This window comes from Leptospira neocaledonica (assembly GCF_002812205.1).
GTDB classification, from domain to species: Bacteria; Spirochaetota; Leptospiria; order Leptospirales; family Leptospiraceae; genus Leptospira_B; species Leptospira_B neocaledonica.
On record NZ_NPEA01000004.1, the window covers coordinates 361,934 to 379,287 of the forward strand.

A 17,354-nucleotide genomic window follows, 5' to 3' on the forward strand; every position below is an offset into this window, starting at 1 on the left:
CAACTTGTTTCATTGGAAGAAGGTCCGCAAAATACGGACATTATGCCAGCTAAGAAGAAGTCCCAAAAGACAAACTCTTCCCCTAAACGAGGGATCAAATACGAAGACAAATCTCCAGGACAGCCGGAACTAATTCCGATTTTTGAAGAGATCAAGAAGCTGATGAAACCCTATAAAAAGGGAAGCCTCAAAGAAAGAGAGGACACTGGAGGTCAATACGGCTTGGTGAGCGAAATGGAAATCGAAGTAAACGGCAAAAAAAAGCCCGAGGTTTATTTCGCGGGGATACTTGTTCAAAAAGGGTATGTAGGATTTTATTTTATGCCCGTATATTCTCAACCGGAAATAAAAAAGGTCTTCCAACCCGAACTTCTGAAATGTTTAAAAGGCAAAAGTTGTTTTTATATAAAGAAGAAAGACCCTGTCCTTTTCGCTCAGATCAAAGACGCCTTAAAATTAGGATACGAAGAATATAAAAAGAAAGGCTGGGTTAAATAAACCTTTTACTTTCCTAAAAAGATTTTAGTAAAATATTCCCTTAGTTCAGCAGAAGGCATAATCTGATAATGAGATAACCCTTTTAGAATCTTGACTCTAGTGTCCGGATTAGACTTCTTACGAAATATAGAATCGCTCAAAAGAGTAAGACTTGGTTTTTCTACGATACCGTCTCCGATCCAAGAAGACCAGTCTCCTTCTTCTTCGGAAACAAAACTGTAGATCTGATAGGCATCTATGTCATCCAGTTCGCCGAAATATTTTTCTTTTCCGTATCTGCCTAAATGTGTGCCTTCTTTCCAATCTTCCTCTCTGATAATTCCGTGAGAGAGGTCCTTCATTGCTTCACTTCTTTGGTTTCCGATATAACCGACTAGCTGGACTGGAAACACAGGTAGAGCTTCTGCCCCCAGACCCAACCAGAATCCAACTTTTTCAATATAAGAACCTCCGTCAGGAGAACTAATAAATAATACTTTTTGAATATTAGAAGAAAGTGGATTCCCCTCTTTTTTTGAAGAATACAATGCGCTTCTAAGAATAAGGCCGCCTTGGCTATAGGAAACTACATCGAATTTTTTACTTTTTAGTTCAGGATCTTCCAGGACCTTCTTCACTAACTCAAGAAGTTTGGATCCATTCTCGGAGATATGAGCCCCAGGATTGAATCTAAGATAAATAGGGTAATAATTTTCTTGGATCAGAATTTCGGAGAAAGAAGGTTCTCCATTTTTCGTCCAGAGTCCTTCATCACAAAATAAACCTGGTACGCATAAGATCGGTTTTTTGGATCCGGATTTTTTCCAATCGGCCAATACTTCTTCCGGACTTACATCTTTTCCATCCAAACGAAACGACGCCTGGATCTCGGAAGTTGTGATCATTCCTGCGAAAGATTCTCCCACTACGCTCGAAACGGAAATATTTTCGAATACCTTCTTTTGGATCAGAGATTCTGTTTCACTCAATGCCTCTAAAGCAGTATGCATTGCCTGTGCGGTAGATTCGAATGCTTTGGAAAGACCTTCTTCCGTTTTACTTCCGGCTTCGGCCAAGGATATACCAGTGTTCTTCAAAAATTCTCCGAATCTGGTTCCATTTACTGTAGGTGTTTCAGAGATCTGGGATAAACTTTTTGCGCACCATTCAAATGAACCTGTGAGTGCGGATTTAACTCCGGATAGAACTCCAAGAGATGTGTCCCTTGCGAATGAAACTGCGAATTTTCCCAACTTCATGCTGGGTTCTGTGGGCTTGTATGGCATATTTATAATTCTTAATTGGAGAGCGACGCCTCACTATACGTAAAAACTGTAAGCCGTCAAGGGGAAAGATAGGTAAATTAGATATTAAGAAGCCCGAAAGGCTTCTTAATTTTTAAGATCAATTTAACAAGCGAGTTGGACGAAGCTGATCGCGTCGGACTTGCTGAACTCTTCCTCATCTTCAATAAAGCCTAAGAAGAGAGCTTGGGCTCTCATTCTTGCAATATGAGCGGCAGGATAATCCATCACGCAGAGAGTTTGTTTGCCCAAGAAATCTTTTTCTTCTCCTAGAGCAAGTATGGGTTCGCTCGATTTGCGGACTCCGTTTTCGCCGAAGTCCAAAATCAATCTATAAGCTTTTTCCCCATGATCTAGAAGCAATTCAAAACCAATCACCTTACCGACTCTTAAGTCTAGATCGGCAAAAGGTTTTTCCGAAACTAAGTTTATATATTCAGTCGATTCCATCATCTAGTATAACCATTCTTAGATATTTATTTGACAAAAAAAATATGAAGAAGGTCCAAAAATCGCTGTTAGACTGCAGGCAAATCCAAGAAAAATCTAGTGTATTCCATTGGAGCACTTTCGAAGGAAAGAAATCCTCCATGCTCTTTCACGATACCTAAGCTGACAGAAAGTCCTAGACCGGTTCCCTTATCTGCTCCTTTAGTAGTGAAGAATGTATTGAAGATAGATTTACCGATCTCCTGAGGAATTCCGGAACCTAAATCTTCTACCGTAATTCTGACCCAAGATTTACCTCCGATCTCTTCCGGTTTTGCGGATATGATCATTCTCTTGTTCTCATCATATTCCGGATAACGTTGATTCAACGCATCCGTTCCGTTATTGATCAGATTCAAGAGTACCTGAAGTATCTGCCCTTCTTTGCACATCACGGAAGGAAGATCAGTATGCACATCCAGATCCAACTGGATACGGCTCATTTTTAATCTTTGTTCCGAGATAGAACGTGCCCTGGAGATTAAAGCAAAAACGCTTACAGGTTCGAAGTTTCCTTTTTCCTGTCTGGCAAATCTTAATAGATCTTTTACCATTACGGAAATTCTTTCTCCTTCCTGTTTGATCTTAGAAGCAATCTTTTGCGCCTTGTCTACATCCATATCTCCTTTGGAGATCAATTGAGCATAATCGATGATCGCCATGATAGGATTATTGATCTCATGGGCCATAGCCCCCGCTAAAAATCCCATCGCTTCCACTTTCTGGCTTTGTCTGAGTTGTTCTTCGATTTCAAACTTCTCTTGTTCCGCCCTTCTTAAGGCTTTATGTTCTTCGATTTCTCGGATTGCTCTTCTTAAAGCTGGGACAAGTTTTACTAACCTGTCTTTCAGAACATAGTCCGTTGCTCCTCTAGTTAAAGTTTGGATGGCTGCCTCTTCTCCGTACGTTCCGGACACGAATATAAAAGGAGTACTAGGGCATTGTTCTTTTGCGATAGTTAATGCAGACAATCCATCAAAATTAGGAAGTGAATAATCCGAAAAAATAAAATCAGGCTTCTCGTCTTCGATTGCCTTAAGGTATTCGTCCCTATCTTGGACATGGACAGGAATGTATTCCACGCCCCCTCTTTTTAATTCCCTTTGGATAAGTTCTAGGTCTGTAGAAGAATCTTCTAAAAAAAGGAATTTCAGCGTCTTCATAATCAATGCACCGATTTATTTAATATACACCAATATTGTCCTATTTCAGATACTGTTATGATCAGTTTTTCAAATTCTACAGGTTTTATAATATAACTGTTTACGCCTAGTTTATAACTTTCTACTATATCTTTCTCTTCCGCAGAGGAAGTTAACATCACAACTGGAACTGTTTTTAATTTTTCATCTGACTTGATCTCTCTTAGCACCTCGAGACCATCCACTTTAGGCATTTTAAGATCTAATAATACAAATAATGGCTTTCCGCCGGATTCTCTCCCCTTATATCTTCCTCTGCAAAATAAAAATTCTAGAGCTTCCTCTCCATCTTTGACGTGAAAGACTTGGTTTACTAAATTATTTTTCCTGAAACCTCTCAGAGTCAGCTCTGCATCGTTCGGATTGTCCTCCGCATAAAGTATATCATAGTTTCCCGATTGATTCATTCTTCTTTATTCCTTGTTCGGTATTGTAAAATAAAACGTGGCACCTTGTCCCATTTTCCCTTCTGCCCAAACTTTTCCGCCATGTCTTTGCACGATCCTATCCACGATGGCAAGCCCTATCCCTGTTCCATTAAATTCTTCGTTCGAATGTAATCTTTGGAATACCTTGAAAAGTTTGTGAGAATATTGATCGTCGAAACCTACTCCATTATCTTTTACAAAAAATATTCGATTCCCTTCTCCATTTAAAAAACCTATTTCGACGAAAGGATCCTGAGATTTGGAAGAATACTTGAATGCGTTTGAGATCAGATTCAACCAAACCTGTTTTAACATAGGGGCATCCCCTCTTATAGGAGGAAGTTCCGCAATTTGTACCTTAGGGCTTTTAGATCCGTATTCTTGATTGATAATCTCTATCGAATCGGAAACCATATGTTTCATATTTATAGAATCCGATTTCGGTTCCAACTTGGAAACACGATAAAATGCCAACAGATCATCTATCAATTGACCCATAAATTTGGAATTTGTAGCGATCACATTCAGAAGCCTTAGAGCCTCGGGCTCTAAAACGTTAGAATAATCTTCTAACATGATCTTTGTAAATCCGTCTATCCCACGGATAGGAGCCCGCAAATCGTGAGAAACGGAATAACTAAATGCTTCCAATTCCCGGTTGGCATATTCTAGTTTATGAATATTCTCCTCGAGATCTTGGTTCAGTTGGTTTATCTGGAATTCTTTCAGATTCCTCTCAGTCACATCCAACCATTCCACCACGCTTCCGAGTCTTTCTCCTGAAGAATCGATAACGGGGTCTGCGCTCAGATTAAACTGTCTCCCGCCTATAGAAATGGTACTTTTATGAGTGCTGGTAAACGTCGAGAGAATATGCCTTTGTTTCTCAGGATGAACATGAAAAATATCTATACAAGATCCCAAAAGTGCTTCCGGAGAAAAATGCGGATACTGATTGCGAATATTCTCTTTGGCAGCTTGGAACATATTCACTACAGAACGATTCGTATATATCACGTTCAGATCGTTGTCTGCAATCATGATATTACTAGAAGCACAATCCAAAGCACTTTTTATCATTAAGATTTCTTTATATACTTTTTCCTTTTCGGAAAGTGTATGCTCCAGAAGATCATTCTTTTCGGAAAGGACCTTTTCCGCTCCGATCCGTCGATCCGATTCCGTCTTTAAAAATCTGTAAACTACCGCTAAAATCAGGATATTAAAAGCAACCGATAAGAATAGGATCCAATCCGTTATCTTTTCTTTGCCCTTGGAGTTGGAACTTCTATCCGCCAAAAGAACGATCTCTTTTTCCTTCAATTTATCGATCAGACGATCGATCTCATTTTCCAAAGTAGCGTTTTCTATTTCCACTTCTTGGTTTCGAGAAGAATAACCGAATTTCTGGACAAGTTCGTCCCTCTTGATCATCACCTTTTCTAGTTCGGAAAGAACTCCTATTTGTATCTGGTTATCTCTGGTTATATATTTCAGTTCTCCCAGCTTGAAGAAAAGATTCTGTTTTTCGGTTTTATAATATTCCAGATCCTCCTTTTTGCCGGAAGACAAGAAGAGTAAAAATCGGATCTTGGTTTCTTTTACGGAAGAAGCCAAACTTTCCAATCTAGAGATTACTCCGAATGTGTGAGATTCCCAATCCTTGGATTGAGCAAGATTCCTACTACTAATCCAAGAAGAAACGCCGATCAGAAGGCTTAGAAAACCCACACCGACTAGTCCGAACCTCAGTTTAGAATCATATGAAAGCATGATAATGAAGAGAATAGATTAAAAGTTTCTAATCTTTTAATCTATTTCACATTTAATCCGCGTATTTTAATTTTTTTGACCTCCTTTTGCAAGATATTTACACAATTTGGACAAAATTAATTTCCTAAATCGATTTTTGACTTTAGGCACTTGATTAAGTCACATTAGATCAAAAGTTTTATATTCTGTCTAAAGCTTGTTTAATCTTTATGATTTGGGAATTTTCCGGCTCTAATCTCTGAGCTTCTCTTAAAAGCTCTTTTGCTCTTTCATAATTTCGTAAAGCGATAGAGATCCTAGTTAAATTGATCAAATTTCTAACATGTTCCGGTTCTCTTAAAAGCAATCTCTCACCGAAATCCTGGGCTTTTTGGAATTGTCTGGCTCTTCTCGCTACATAAGAAGCGATGAATAAGATCTCTTTATCCACAGGACGGATGTTCAAATATTCTTCCGCAAACTGAGAAGCCTTTGAATAATTCTTCAATCGAATATGATACTTAAGTAACCCTTTCTTTACTTCAGGTAGACGATTGTCTAGTGAATCTGCTTCTTCCAATAAAGATAATGCTTCTTTGATATTCTTATCTTGGGATTTTTCTTTTGCCTTCCTAAGAAGTTGCCTGATCTTTTCCTTCTCGCGAATTCTTTCGATTCCTCCTTCTTCTTTGAAAGAGATCCGAACCAAAGACAAGTCGTCAGTTAAAGAACCTACTTTATGTATAGATTCGTATATATTAGAAAGTTCACCATTTCCTTCTTCTATTAGTTTTAGGAAAAGTTTTTCGTCGTCATTGATGATCCTTGCACCTTCGTCATCACTTCCGATAAGAATATCATCTCGTCCATCTGAGCCTGCTATAATTACATCGCCCGGTAATAACTGGAATGTTTTCACTGAAATTTTTCCATCCATTCCAGTGGTTCCCAATTTTCTGAACATTAGGTCCTGTTCTATAAAACCTGCCTTTCCATCTCGAAAAAGTACGGTCCAAGGATGTTCTGCATTAATATAATATAATGTTCCAGAATTTTCATCTATCAGTCCAATTACTGATGACACTAACATAGAACCTTCGAAACTTTCGAATACCTTATGTAATTCTATAAACGCGTTTTTCAGCCATCTTTCGGGAGACTGCTCTTTCATGGATTCCACGATCCGAGTCCTTTCTATGATCGATTCGCATACGGCTCCCAAAACCAAGGCTCCACCGGCTCCTTGCATGGATTTTCCCATAGCGTCCGCATTTAAGAATACCACATAACGCTGTCCTCTGAGTGTGATCTGATTAGAGATATTCATATCTCCGCCAATCTCATCGTTAAATCTTCGGAAGCTGAATTTTTTCTTTTGTTCTATTAAAAAATCTACTTTAATGTTTTCAGAAACTGCCTTATTTGCGCCCAAAGGTTTGATCAAAAGTGAAGTAAGGAAATAATCCCCGTCCTGCTGCTGCTTGAGCTCGTTCACTTCTTCTAAAGTTTTTGCTAATTCTTTGGTTCTATCTTTTACTTTTTCTTCCAATTCGTCCGCGTATTTCTCGAGCCTTTTTCTGGCAGCTTGGATGCTTCTCGCCATTCTATTGAAAGATCTGGCGATAAATCCGATCTCATCCTCCACTCGAGGAGTCAGTCTATATTCTAAATTTCCCGAATTCACTTCGGTTAACCCCACGACCACTTCGTCCATAGGTGTTACGATCGCATTTTGGAAGAAGAACCTGAATCCGATCACAATCACGAAGAATGTCAGAACCATGGAAGCTACCAAAATAAAACTTGGATCGTGTTGGAATATTCTATAATCCTTATATTCGAATCCTACTTCGTAAATTTTTCCGCCGAGATTCGGAACAAAATAATAGGATAGATACATTACAGGCTTAGGATCAGAAGGAGAATAGATCCTAGTTCCTCGATAAATCCGTTCCCCCACAAAATGTATAGGGGCCAATGAATTTAATACAATTTTTGAGACTTGTTCCGCAGATTTTTCCGAATTTACCGCCTGGATCGCGGATTGTTTTACATAAGCCAATGTTTCGGACAATCCGGGATCTGGAGAGACAAGCAATCCTTCTATGGATTTTTGTTTTTTGCGGTCAGGAAGTCTAGAATATTTATTTCGAATAATATTCAGTTTTCCATATATACTACGGAAATACTCTTCTATATCGGAATCTTTTACGGTATCGTTATTTTTAGATTTTAGAAAGGACCGAACGCCGGTAGCATAAGCTTTAAAATCACTTGGAGAAGTTTCCAGGATTTTTTCCGTTCTTTCCAATCGTTCCTTTGCAGGTAAACTTCCTAAATTAGAGATCTTTTGTTTTTCTCTAAAGAAACGGATTTCTAATTCGTCTTCTTTTTTAAATCTAGGATCTTTAGTCCCTTTCTCGGATCGAAATTCATTTTTTTCAGGATCGTAAGAAACTATATATGCAAGGCCTTGCGGATCCTTTCCTTCCTGGACCGCAATAGAACTGTCTCTTCTTTTCATCTCATCATAGGATCTTTCGTATCCGTTCAGAATAGAATATCCTACCAATTGATAACATACAAAGAATGTGGCTAAAGAAACTCCAACGATACGATTGAGGATCGTGGTTCTCTCTTTGGTAGCGTTCACATACACTATCATGATCAGAAACATTCCAGTAACCATTCCCAGGTTAAAAGATTGTTGGTATGTAGCACGTGCAACTGTTCCGTTTCGACTTAGTGCGTTTAAAATTCCAGGAACCACTGTGATCACAGCATAGCTAAGAAGAATATAAATTACGGATCTTCTCTCTTTTCCTGTCTCTATGATCGCCTTCCAGATTCCGATCACAAGATAACAGACTTCGTAAAATAAAATTATATATATAAAGTAACTGTAAAATACATGGACCTCATAATCCCAATAATGGCTTCCGGGTACGAAAGATCTAGGAGCATCCCAACAAATAAAAATATAATATCCTGTGACTACTAATACTCCAAGATAAAGAAGCCAATAAAAAACTAAACCAGGTAAGACCCCTTTCTTTCTAGGCTCAGGAAAATAAATGAAAAACCCCACTAATTGGGTAAAACTCATCAATGGCCCTGCAACCGCTATAGCCCTATGAAAAATTGTGCTTTCGTCGAAGGAGATAAAGCCCCAGAAATAACCTATATTATGGAAAACTGTGGTTAAAGCACAGACTCCTAAATGAAAGGCGGCCATACTTCTCTCTTTAATCGTAAGAAAGAAGAAAGCGGCATATAGAAAGTATAGAACGATTAAGATCGAACCGAAAGAGTAAAAGTTAAAGAATAACGGATCCATTGATTGGTATAGAAAAGTAGTCCCGGAAGCTTAGAGTAACGATCCGACTCGGATCAAGCGTAATTTATTTCCAAAATTTTATGGGACTTCCTAGATTTGTCGGAATTCCAACAGAAATTATTTAAGGTTCTTTCTTCACATTCGTTCTTTGCATAAAGCACGTTCTAAAAAGGAATCTACTTGACCTTGGAATCGAAAAACGGAAGCTTACTGGAAATATCGGCCAACCTATTCTTCTCCGATTCATGCAAACATCTTCCAACAAAAAACTTCCACTTTATCTACTTTTCCCAATCTTATTCTGTTTAGGATATCTGTTAGCAAACCCAGGATTCTTCAGCCAACCATACCAAGAGACTGGAGATTATGCCGCCAACGCTCTTCAGATCTGGAAAGCAGGAAAATTAGAAGAAACCCTGGGAGCATACTCTCGCTTTTTAGTAAATCACCCGGGACCGATTGTATTCTATTATCTTGCTCTTGCAGAAAAAATATTCTTCTTCGTGAAATCTCCTCATGGAGCTCACTCTATTGGGATCGTATTTTATAATCTTTTTTTCCTTCTAATCGGTTTAAGAATTCTTCATACAAAATTAGAAGAGAATAGATCGACAGTTCTACTATTCGCATCTTTGATTTTAGGATTAACTCCCCTTTTACCGAATGCATTCTCAAATATCTGGGGACCGGGAGTGGTTCTTTTACCCACTTTAGTATTAATCCTCTCATTAACCGATCTTTCCCAGGGTTCTATTCGCAATTTTTTCTGGTTCGTAGTTTGTGCGAATATCATCGTTCAAAATCAGATTGTAGGGATTTCATTTATTGTTCCTTTGTTCGCAGTCGGATGTTTTTATTTTTATAAGAGCCTGTCCCAAAAAGGCCAGGCTCTTGAAGCCCGAAGTCAGGTATTAAAAGATAACCTAAGTTTTGAAACGGACTATAAGAACAAAGGATTCTCTCAATATAAAACAAAAGAATTTGGATTGAGTATCCTATTTGCATTGGCATTCACAATCATTTGTTGGATCCCACCTTTAGTTGAACAATTCACAAACTCTCCCGGGAACTTAAGCAAAATTATAGGATTGGCTCTTAAGAATTCTACCTTTCATAAATTAGGTCCAACATTACAATATGTTTTATCTTACTATGTTTCTCCGCTTAGTATTCCCAAACAAATCCCAGCACTTTTAATAGTAGGTATATTATTCGGAGTTCCTAGCTTCTGGAAGGAAAAATTACAAGAGTTTGATAGATCCTTACTCAAAATCCTAATCTGGACATTCTTCATTACGTTATTCGGCGCATTCAAGATGAAAGGAGGTCAGATCTCCCATATCTATTGGTTTACTTATGTTCTGGCAGGACTTCTTTATTATCTAAACTTGAAAATCATTTTATCAAAATTGGAATTCCCGAATACCAGAAACTTCCGAATCTATTTCATTTCTATAATATTCCTCTGCATCGCTATCTACGGAAAAAACACAGAATTCGAGTATGATGATAGGCCGGAAAAATTTTTGGCAGCGATCTCTCCCCAAAAAGGAATCAAATATAGAATTCGCTGGAAATCAGATCCTAAAGATTTCGGACAAGGAGATCTAAGCTTAGGAATCCTTCTCAGATTAACTAGAGAAGGATATAACTCGTGCTTAAATGAAGAATGGCATTTTTTGGTTCCTAAATCCTTCCGATGTGGAGATTCGGAACCCGCTACTACAATTACATTAGAAACACCAGATAAAGAAAGTGAAGAGTTTCAAATCCTAAACAAGAGCTCCTTTCACTATAAATCCACAATAGTAAGGATCATTGAATGAAAGAATATTTCCTAGGAATTTTTAGATCCGACGAAAGGGAGATCGCGCCTTTTAACGGGTTAAGAACCTTGGGCTTTTTTATGCTGATCTACGGACATATGTATCGTACTGTGTATACTTTCATCCCAGATATTGATCCTAATCTAAGAAATTTTCTGAATAACGGGTCTGCATGCCTGGACTTGTTTTTTCCTTTAAGCGGATTCTTAATTGCCAGTCCACTGTTTGCAGAATTGGAATCAAAAGGCACTATCAACTGGAAATTTTTCTATTTAAAACGTTCTTTGCGAATATTTCCTCCATTTTATGTTTTTTTAATTTTACAGTATTTTATTTTCATTCCTATTATTCTAAAAAGTGTCCCCGCAGAACTGGCTGCTCAAATCGAAGTCGCCAAAACCAAAATCTGGTTCGATTTTCTTTATCTTTCTGACTATTATAAAGGAACGATGTTTCACGGTTGGTCTCTCTCATTAGAGGAACAATTCTATATCCTTTTTCCGATCTTTCTTTTAATTATTTTCCGATATGTTCCGAAACATCTTAGATTGGGGTTTTTGATCTTTATTACGCTACTTCCTTTAATCTATCGTGCGATCTTCATGTACACTGTGATCCTAAAAACCTCAGGTTCCGAAAGTGTAGATCTGTACAATGCGAATTTTTATTACCCATTCCACGGACATATAGATTCTATTCTTTATGGAATTATATTCGCATATATATTCAATTTTCATAAAGGATGGATCGAAAAGGCACTTCAGTCAGGGCCCTGGGCAAATTATCTACACGCAGGACTTTGGTTAGTAATACTAATATATTCTGCCTTGGTGAACGAATTTGAAATGGGATTTCATCAAATTATTCGTTTTCCAAGCTTTGCTCTATTATGGATTGGAATCTTAATTCTTTGCATGAGAAAAGAAGATCCGATTGGGAAATTCCTTTCATGGAAAGGTTTCTCTCCTTTTGCGAAATTATCCTACTGCGCTTATATCATCCATATCGTGGTGATGACGCCTATTTCCAGAAGGTTACTTTTCGCAGATAGAAAACTTGAACAACATGAATTCTTGCTTTATACTATCCCGGTTGGATTGTCCGTTTTCTTCTTCGCATATTTCTATCATTTAATCACTGAAAAACCGTTTGCAATTCTCAAAGATAAATTGATCGCAAGATACAAAGTTAAGATGACCTCCGAAGTTTTCAGAGAACAAATGCAGAAGGTTTCCTGATCGGAAATTAGAACAAGGACCTTAGGATTACCCAACTGTGGGACATAAATGAAGTTTTTTCGGGAGAAATTCCCGAAAAAAGGGTCTTCTCCTTCTTTTTCTAAAATTATTAGGGAAGAAGTGGAGAAAGAAGTTCACGAAAGGCCGTTTTTTGCTTGCTATTAAAAAATCGAATATGCACACAAGGTTCGTTACCCACATGGAAATAACGGTTCAAGGCGACATCCACATCATTAAAATTTCCGGATCCATTCTGCAATCCGATAGCGAGGAACTGGACCGCAACCTGAGCGACCACAATTTCGAACCTTCTCCTAAGATCATAATCGATCTTACTGAGGTGAGTCATATTTGCTCAACTGCGTTGGGGATCCTAGTCTCTTACAAAAAAAAGTTCAACTCCGCAGAAGGAGATATTATCATCGTAGTAAACGACGACGATCTTCTCCAACTATTCGAGATCACAATGTTGGACAAAGTGTTCAAAGTTCTTCCTACTATCGAAGATGCTTTTGACGAGTTCAAATTGGGAAATTGAAGTCCCTTTCTTTAGCCTCCAACAACTCCCATAAAGTTCGCGAAATTCGAGCCATCCTTTCTCCTTTAGGGTTTACCTTATCAACCCCGAAGGAGTTAGGAATCGATTTCGGTCCGGAAGAAACCGGCAAAACTTTTACCGAGAATGCTCTTCTTAAAGCTAGAGAATTATTCTCCCTTTCCAAACTTCCTTCCTTAGCCGACGATTCCGGAATTTGTGTAGAAACTTTAGGCGGAGAACCTGGAGTCTATTCTGCTCGTTTTGGTGGAGAAGGTTTAGACGACGAAGGAAGAGCTAGGCTTCTTTTGAAAAAAATGGAAGGGCAAAAAAACCGAAACGCAAAATACGTCTGCGTGATCGCGTTAGTCACTTCGGAAGGAGAATTTACTTTCGAAGGAGAATGTCCAGGACTGATCTCCGATATTTATGATGCAAGTGGAAACGGATTCGGATACGATCCTATTTTTTATTACCCACCCTTCTCCGCTCATTTTTCTCAAGTCTCAGATGAGAAAAAAAACTCAGTTTCTCATCGTAAAAAAGCCTTGGATGAATTAGTAAAATATCTGAAAACATATTCATAAAACTGAATATAGATTCCGAATGAATATTCCGGATTTTTTTATCAAAAAACGCAAGTATCACGAGCAAATAGGTACCTGAAACTGAAGAACGAGTTGCCAAACAACCGTCGGAGGTTAAAATGAAGGTACCAATCTATAAAAGAGTCCCCGCCAAATTAGAAGACATTTGAGGTCCGAAAGGAAGGGATGAATTTTTGGATTTCGTAAATTTCAATTGGAATTTAGGGAGCAAGATACTTTTGGAAGAATCACGTAACCAATTCGAGAAGAGACTTACGGAAGAAGTCGGAAAGATCAAAACCGAAATATCTGAATTTAAAAATAATACCGATCAAACTTCCACTAGTCTAACGGGCGAACTTACAAATCTCAAAACGGAGCTTGCAATCTTTCGCTCTGAATTCGAAGGATTTAAAACGGAAGTCAGGTCTGAATTTGCAGCGGTTAGATCAGAGATCAAATCTGAAATTGCAGTTTGTAAATTTGAACTCAGATCCGAAATGACGGAAATGAAATTAGAATTAAGAGAAGAAATGCATTCCGGATTTTTAGGAGTTTATAAAGAATTCGCTAAAATCCATCAGCTGATATCCACCCAAACAAAATGGATTTTGGCGACTGGGATCGCAGTCACCATCTTTATGCCAATATTGATGAAACTTCTGGATAAATATATCTGAGCTTACTGAGCTTCCGTAAGAACAGGCCCACCTGCCAGACGTTTGTAAAATTCTTGGCCTTCTCTTTCTAGGAACTCTTCGTAAGTTCCTTTAAAGTCTCTGATACCTTCTGTGGTAACTTCCAGAACTCGGGTTGCAATCGAACTTATGAACTCTCTATCATGAGAAACGAACAAGATGGTTCCTTCAAACTTGGTCAATGCATAGTTCAAGGATTCGATGGATTCCAAATCCAAGTGGTTGGTAGGTTCATCCAATGCCAGAAGATTATCTTGTGCCATGATCATCTTTCCTAAAATGATCCTGGATTTTTCTCCTCCGGAAAGTACCTGGGTTGGTTTTTTAGCCATGTCCCCGCTGAAGAGCATTCTTCCTAAAACGGCTCGAATCTCTTCCATCTCGGTGCCTGGAGGAGCATATCTATATAACCATTCTATAATAGAGTCAGCGTCTTCGCCGATACCTTCTCTATGATCCTGTGGAAAGGTAGAAGCTTCCACAGAATCTCCAAACGCAACCGCTCCGCTATCAGGCTCGATCTGCTTCATCAGAGTTTTTAAAAGAGTAGTTTTTCCGACACCGTTTGTTCCGATGATCGCGATCTTCTCCCCTTTGGTGATATTGATCGTAAAGTCTTTAAAGATAACTCTGTCTTCGTAAGCTTTGGAGATATTGTCCGCAAGAATTACGTCCTTACCCAAAACTCGTTTCATTTTGAAAACTATATATGGAAATAATCTGGAAGAAGGTCTGATCTCCGCCATATTATCTTTAATCTTCTCGATCATCTTTTGACGAGAAGTAGCTTGTTTAGATTTTGCTGCGTTCGCGCTAAATCTACTTACGAACTCTTGTAATTCTGCAATTTTTTCTTTTGATCTTTTATTATCAGATTGAGCTCTTTCTCTGGCAGCCTGGGAAGCTTCCATGTACTCGTCGTAATTTCCAGGATAAACGGTCATCGTTTGATAATCTAAGTCGCAGATATGAGAAGCAACTGAGTTGATGAAGTGACGGTCGTGGGAGATAACAATAACAACTCCCTTATAATTCAGTAAGAAAGATTCCAACCAGTGAATGGTCTTGATATCCAAGTGGTTGGTAGGCTCATCCAAAAGTAGAACATCCGGTTTTTGGAATAAGACCTGAGCAAGTAATACTCTAAGTTTAAATCCGCCAGTTAAGAAGGAAAGTGTTTGGCTGTGAATATTTGTCGGAATTCCTAAACCTTCTAATAATTCACCTGCGACACTTTCTGCCTCGTATCCGCCCATCTCTCCGAAAGCTTCTTCTAATTCGGAAACTCGAATCCCATCCTCGTCGGACATTTCAGGTTTGGAATAAATTTCGTCTCTTTCTTGGGCGATTGTCCAAAGTTCTTTATTTCCCATCATCACAGTATTCAATACTGTTTCGTTTTCGTATTCGTAATGATCCTGTTTTAAGTAACCTACTTTGATCCCACCATCAATAGCAACGGAACCTGCAGCAGCTTGTTCCATTCCGGCAAGGATTTTCATAAAAGTGGATTTACCGGAACCGTTAGCTCCGATCAGACCGTATCTGCAGCTTTCCTTAAATTTAACAGTAACGTTTTCAAAAAGAATTTTCTTTCCGAAATTCAGAGACAGACCCGAAACGCTGATCATACAACCTACCTAACACCGAGGGAATCTTAAAAAAGAGGGGATAGGACCATAGTTTATAAGGTGCTGTAATTCGCCAAGCGAATCCTTTGTCCGGTCTATTCGCTCAATTTGCGTAATTCTTCGATCCCAGGTAGATTAGATAAGTCTGGAACGATTACAATTTCTATCCTTCGATTCGCAGTTCTATTTTCAACACTTGTATTCGGAACAGAAGGACGAGAGGATCCCATAGAGGCCGCACTGATCCTATCTTCAGGCATCCCAGACTTAACCATAGTATGTAATACAGTTAAAGCTCTTGCAGATGCAAGCTCCCAGTTGGAATATCCTTTGATACCGGTGGGCACATCGTCCGTATGACCTTCTACTTGGAATCTTCTTCCATGAAGAGACGATAAGATCCCTGTGACTTCTTTAATTGCATCAATTCCCTTAGAAGATAAACTCGCTGAGCCAGGAGGGAATAATATATCAGAAGATAGTATAACCACCATTCTTCCATCTACGATCCGGATCTTAAGTTTTCCAGAATCGATCATTCCTTTAAAACTTTCTAATAAGCTTCTGTAATCAGCGATCCTTCTTTCCGTTTCTTCTTGGATCCTTTTCATATCTTCTACGGATCTCTGGAGAGAAGATTTGTCTTTTTCCAAATTGGAGAGATCTCTTGCTTTTTCGTCGTACATTGCTTGTAAGGCGTCATATTTGGATTGGGAAACGCAGTTGGACAGAAGGGAAGTCGAGACCAATACAAAGGTAAGAATACCCAGATTCGTTTTCATGATTCCTCCGAGTTTTTTCTTAGAACAGGGCGCATAATTCATTTATCGTTTTTTTCGGACATTTCCCGAGAGATTCTCCTCTATTTTCCGAATTATTTTCGAAAAAATCTGGCGAGAATGTACGATTCAAGTTAGTCTGTTAGTAATCATGCGATCTTTTCTATTAGAACTTCCCCGGTTGGGATTCTTTCCCTTAATTTTGTTTTTATTCTTAATTATCCAATCCGGTCTGTTTGCCCAAGCAGCACCTTCCACCACTCCTCCAGCTAATCCCAAAGAATCTATAGCAGGAGGACCTCCTACATTCAAGAAGTTGGTAGAAGAAGTTAAAGTTTCTCTAAAAGATAGAGGATATGTCGTAGATCGAAGATCTCATTTCACGGGATCTGTATTTAAAGGAAACACTGTATCTTTCAAACTCCAATTCCCTGAAGGAAAGGATAGAAAAATCGTCCGCAAATTAGGAGTCGGCCTTGCTCACGAAAATCCGGACCAATCCGTTATGGTACATATCTTTCAATCGGACAGCGAAGATAGAAAGTTATCTCCTCTTTTTACTGGGTTCGTAGAACCTTCGTTTGTGTATGAATGGGAAGCTAGATTCGGAGAGAATCATTTTTTAGTAGAGATCAGATTAGATGAATCAGAGTCTAACGTTGCAAACTTTGAACTATTATTCGGAAGCCAATTATACACTCCTGCGGCTGCATTTGGGCGAGAAGAAAAAGACCAGAACCTCAACCAACCTGGTTCTCCCGGCAAAAAACAACCTGGATCGGAAGGTAGGCTTCCAGGTACAAGTGAATTGAATAATTACTTCGAAGTTTTCAAAAAAGAGTTCTGAATCTTTAAACTGCATTACAATCAAGTGAGACTAGCATTCAGGCAAGATTGACTTAAATAGTCTTTCCAATAAGTTAATGAATTGCGGAATTCTGGTGTTTGTTATATCTTCGCTAATATAGTGAAATTTCTATCCTAAAGGATAGATCTTCCGGCGATTTCGGGATCTTCGATCTTCAGACAAAAAAAATCATTTCGCCGGATTAATCCTCCTAAAAGAGGTCG

Annotated in this window: 14 protein-coding genes and 1 pseudogene; 7 read left to right on the forward strand and 8 right to left on the reverse strand. The window is 38.6% G+C overall.

The features are described from left to right. Nucleotides 1-42 precede the first annotated feature (42 nt). Nucleotides 43-498 (forward strand): DUF1801 domain-containing protein, encoded by a 456-nt coding sequence (locus tag CH365_RS08860; RefSeq protein ID WP_100768293.1) that lies wholly within the window; start codon nt 43-45, stop codon nt 496-498. Nucleotides 499-503: 5 nt separating this feature from the next. Here CH365_RS08860 and CH365_RS08865 read toward each other — a convergent pair whose 3' ends face one another. From CH365_RS08865 to CH365_RS08890, 6 genes are all read right to left on the reverse strand, one after another. After that, complete coding sequence (locus tag CH365_RS08865; RefSeq protein WP_208861182.1) at nt 504-1,763, reverse strand: esterase/lipase family protein; 1,260 nt, start codon at nt 1,761-1,763, stop codon at nt 504-506. Nucleotides 1,764-1,886: 123 nt separating this feature from the next. Beyond that, nucleotides 1,887-2,234, reverse strand: a complete 348-nt coding sequence (locus CH365_RS08870) for a CsaA family protein (RefSeq protein WP_100768205.1) — start codon at nt 2,232-2,234, stop codon at nt 1,887-1,889. Nucleotides 2,235-2,299: 65 nt separating this feature from the next. Then, nucleotides 2,300-3,433, reverse strand: a complete 1,134-nt coding sequence (gene lvrB, locus CH365_RS08875) for a hybrid histidine kinase/response regulator LvrB (RefSeq protein WP_100768206.1) — start codon at nt 3,431-3,433, stop codon at nt 2,300-2,302. 2 nt (nt 3,434-3,435) lie between these two features. Beyond that, nucleotides 3,436-3,879, reverse strand: coding sequence for a response regulator (locus tag CH365_RS08880; protein WP_100768207.1), 444 nt, complete (start codon nt 3,877-3,879; stop codon nt 3,436-3,438). Between the two features lie 6 nt (nt 3,880-3,885). Beyond that, on the reverse strand, nt 3,886-5,631 hold the full coding sequence (locus CH365_RS08885) for an ATP-binding protein (protein ID WP_244283077.1): 1,746 nt from the start codon (nt 5,629-5,631) through the stop codon (nt 3,886-3,888). A gap of 220 nt (nt 5,632-5,851) precedes the next feature. Further along, nucleotides 5,852-8,989 carry a SpoIIE family protein phosphatase gene (locus CH365_RS08890; RefSeq protein WP_100768209.1) on the reverse strand — a complete coding sequence of 1,046 codons (3,138 nt, stop codon included), beginning with the start codon at nt 8,987-8,989 and terminating at the stop codon, nt 5,852-5,854. 245 nt (nt 8,990-9,234) lie between these two features. Here CH365_RS08890 and CH365_RS08895 point away from each other — a divergent pair, with 245 nt between their 5' ends. From CH365_RS08895 to CH365_RS08915, 5 genes and pseudogenes are all read left to right on the forward strand, one after another. Then, complete coding sequence (locus tag CH365_RS08895; protein ID WP_100768210.1) at nt 9,235-10,815, forward strand: hypothetical protein; 1,581 nt, start codon at nt 9,235-9,237, stop codon at nt 10,813-10,815. Next, a complete protein-coding gene (locus CH365_RS08900; protein ID WP_100768211.1) occupies nt 10,812-12,053 on the forward strand; it encodes an acyltransferase family protein in 1,242 nt (413 codons plus the stop codon). The genes CH365_RS08895 and CH365_RS08900 overlap by 4 nt, the downstream gene beginning before the upstream one ends. 199 nt (nt 12,054-12,252) lie before the next feature. Next, nucleotides 12,253-12,591 (forward strand): STAS domain-containing protein, encoded by a 339-nt coding sequence (locus tag CH365_RS08905; protein ID WP_010514772.1) that lies wholly within the window; start codon nt 12,253-12,255, stop codon nt 12,589-12,591. Beyond that, nucleotides 12,588-13,175, forward strand: a complete 588-nt coding sequence (gene rdgB / locus CH365_RS08910; protein WP_100768212.1) for an RdgB/HAM1 family non-canonical purine NTP pyrophosphatase — start codon at nt 12,588-12,590, stop codon at nt 13,173-13,175. Before CH365_RS08905 ends, rdgB begins: the two co-directional genes overlap by 4 nt. 182 nt (nt 13,176-13,357) lie before the next feature. Further along, nucleotides 13,358-13,855 (forward strand): annotated as a pseudogene (locus tag CH365_RS08915) (hypothetical protein); the annotation flags it as partial. A 2-nt stretch (nt 13,856-13,857) separates the two neighbouring features. Here CH365_RS08915 and CH365_RS08920 read toward each other — a convergent pair. Together CH365_RS08920 and CH365_RS08925 are read right to left on the reverse strand one after the other, a co-directional pair. After that, complete coding sequence (locus CH365_RS08920) at nt 13,858-15,504, reverse strand: ATP-binding cassette domain-containing protein (RefSeq protein ID WP_100768214.1); 1,647 nt, start codon at nt 15,502-15,504, stop codon at nt 13,858-13,860. Nucleotides 15,505-15,599: 95 nt separating this feature from the next. Further along, on the reverse strand, nt 15,600-16,286 hold the full coding sequence (locus CH365_RS08925) for an OmpA/MotB family protein (protein ID WP_100768294.1): 687 nt from the start codon (nt 16,284-16,286) through the stop codon (nt 15,600-15,602). Nucleotides 16,287-16,485: 199 nt separating this feature from the next. On the opposite strand from CH365_RS08925, the gene CH365_RS08930 reads away from it, so the two are divergent. Continuing rightward, complete coding sequence (locus CH365_RS08930; RefSeq protein ID WP_244283078.1) at nt 16,486-17,130, forward strand: hypothetical protein; 645 nt, start codon at nt 16,486-16,488, stop codon at nt 17,128-17,130. The last annotated feature ends 224 nt before the right edge of the window (nt 17,131-17,354 follow it).

Coding starts and splice junctions, on each gene's coding strand:
- CH365_RS08895 (WP_100768210.1), top strand. CDS start 9,235: ATGCAAACATCTTCCAACAAAAAACTTCCACTTTATCTACTTTTCCCA.
- lvrB (WP_100768206.1), bottom strand. CDS start 3,433: ATGAAGACGCTGAAATTCCTTTTTTTAGAAGATTCTTCTACAGACCTA.
- CH365_RS08880 (WP_100768207.1), bottom strand. CDS start 3,879: ATGAATCAATCGGGAAACTATGATATACTTTATGCGGAGGACAATCCG.
- CH365_RS08905 (WP_010514772.1), top strand. CDS start 12,253: ATGGAAATAACGGTTCAAGGCGACATCCACATCATTAAAATTTCCGGA.
- CH365_RS08865 (WP_208861182.1), bottom strand. CDS start 1,763: ATGCCATACAAGCCCACAGAACCCAGCATGAAGTTGGGAAAATTCGCA.
- CH365_RS08900 (WP_100768211.1), top strand. CDS start 10,812: ATGAAAGAATATTTCCTAGGAATTTTTAGATCCGACGAAAGGGAGATC.
- CH365_RS08890 (WP_100768209.1), bottom strand. CDS start 8,989: ATGGATCCGTTATTCTTTAACTTTTACTCTTTCGGTTCGATCTTAATC.
- CH365_RS08860 (WP_100768293.1), top strand. CDS start 43: ATGCCAGCTAAGAAGAAGTCCCAAAAGACAAACTCTTCCCCTAAACGA.
- CH365_RS08920 (WP_100768214.1), bottom strand. CDS start 15,504: ATGATCAGCGTTTCGGGTCTGTCTCTGAATTTCGGAAAGAAAATTCTT.
- CH365_RS08925 (WP_100768294.1), bottom strand. CDS start 16,286: ATGAAAACGAATCTGGGTATTCTTACCTTTGTATTGGTCTCGACTTCC.
- CH365_RS08870 (WP_100768205.1), bottom strand. CDS start 2,234: ATGATGGAATCGACTGAATATATAAACTTAGTTTCGGAAAAACCTTTT.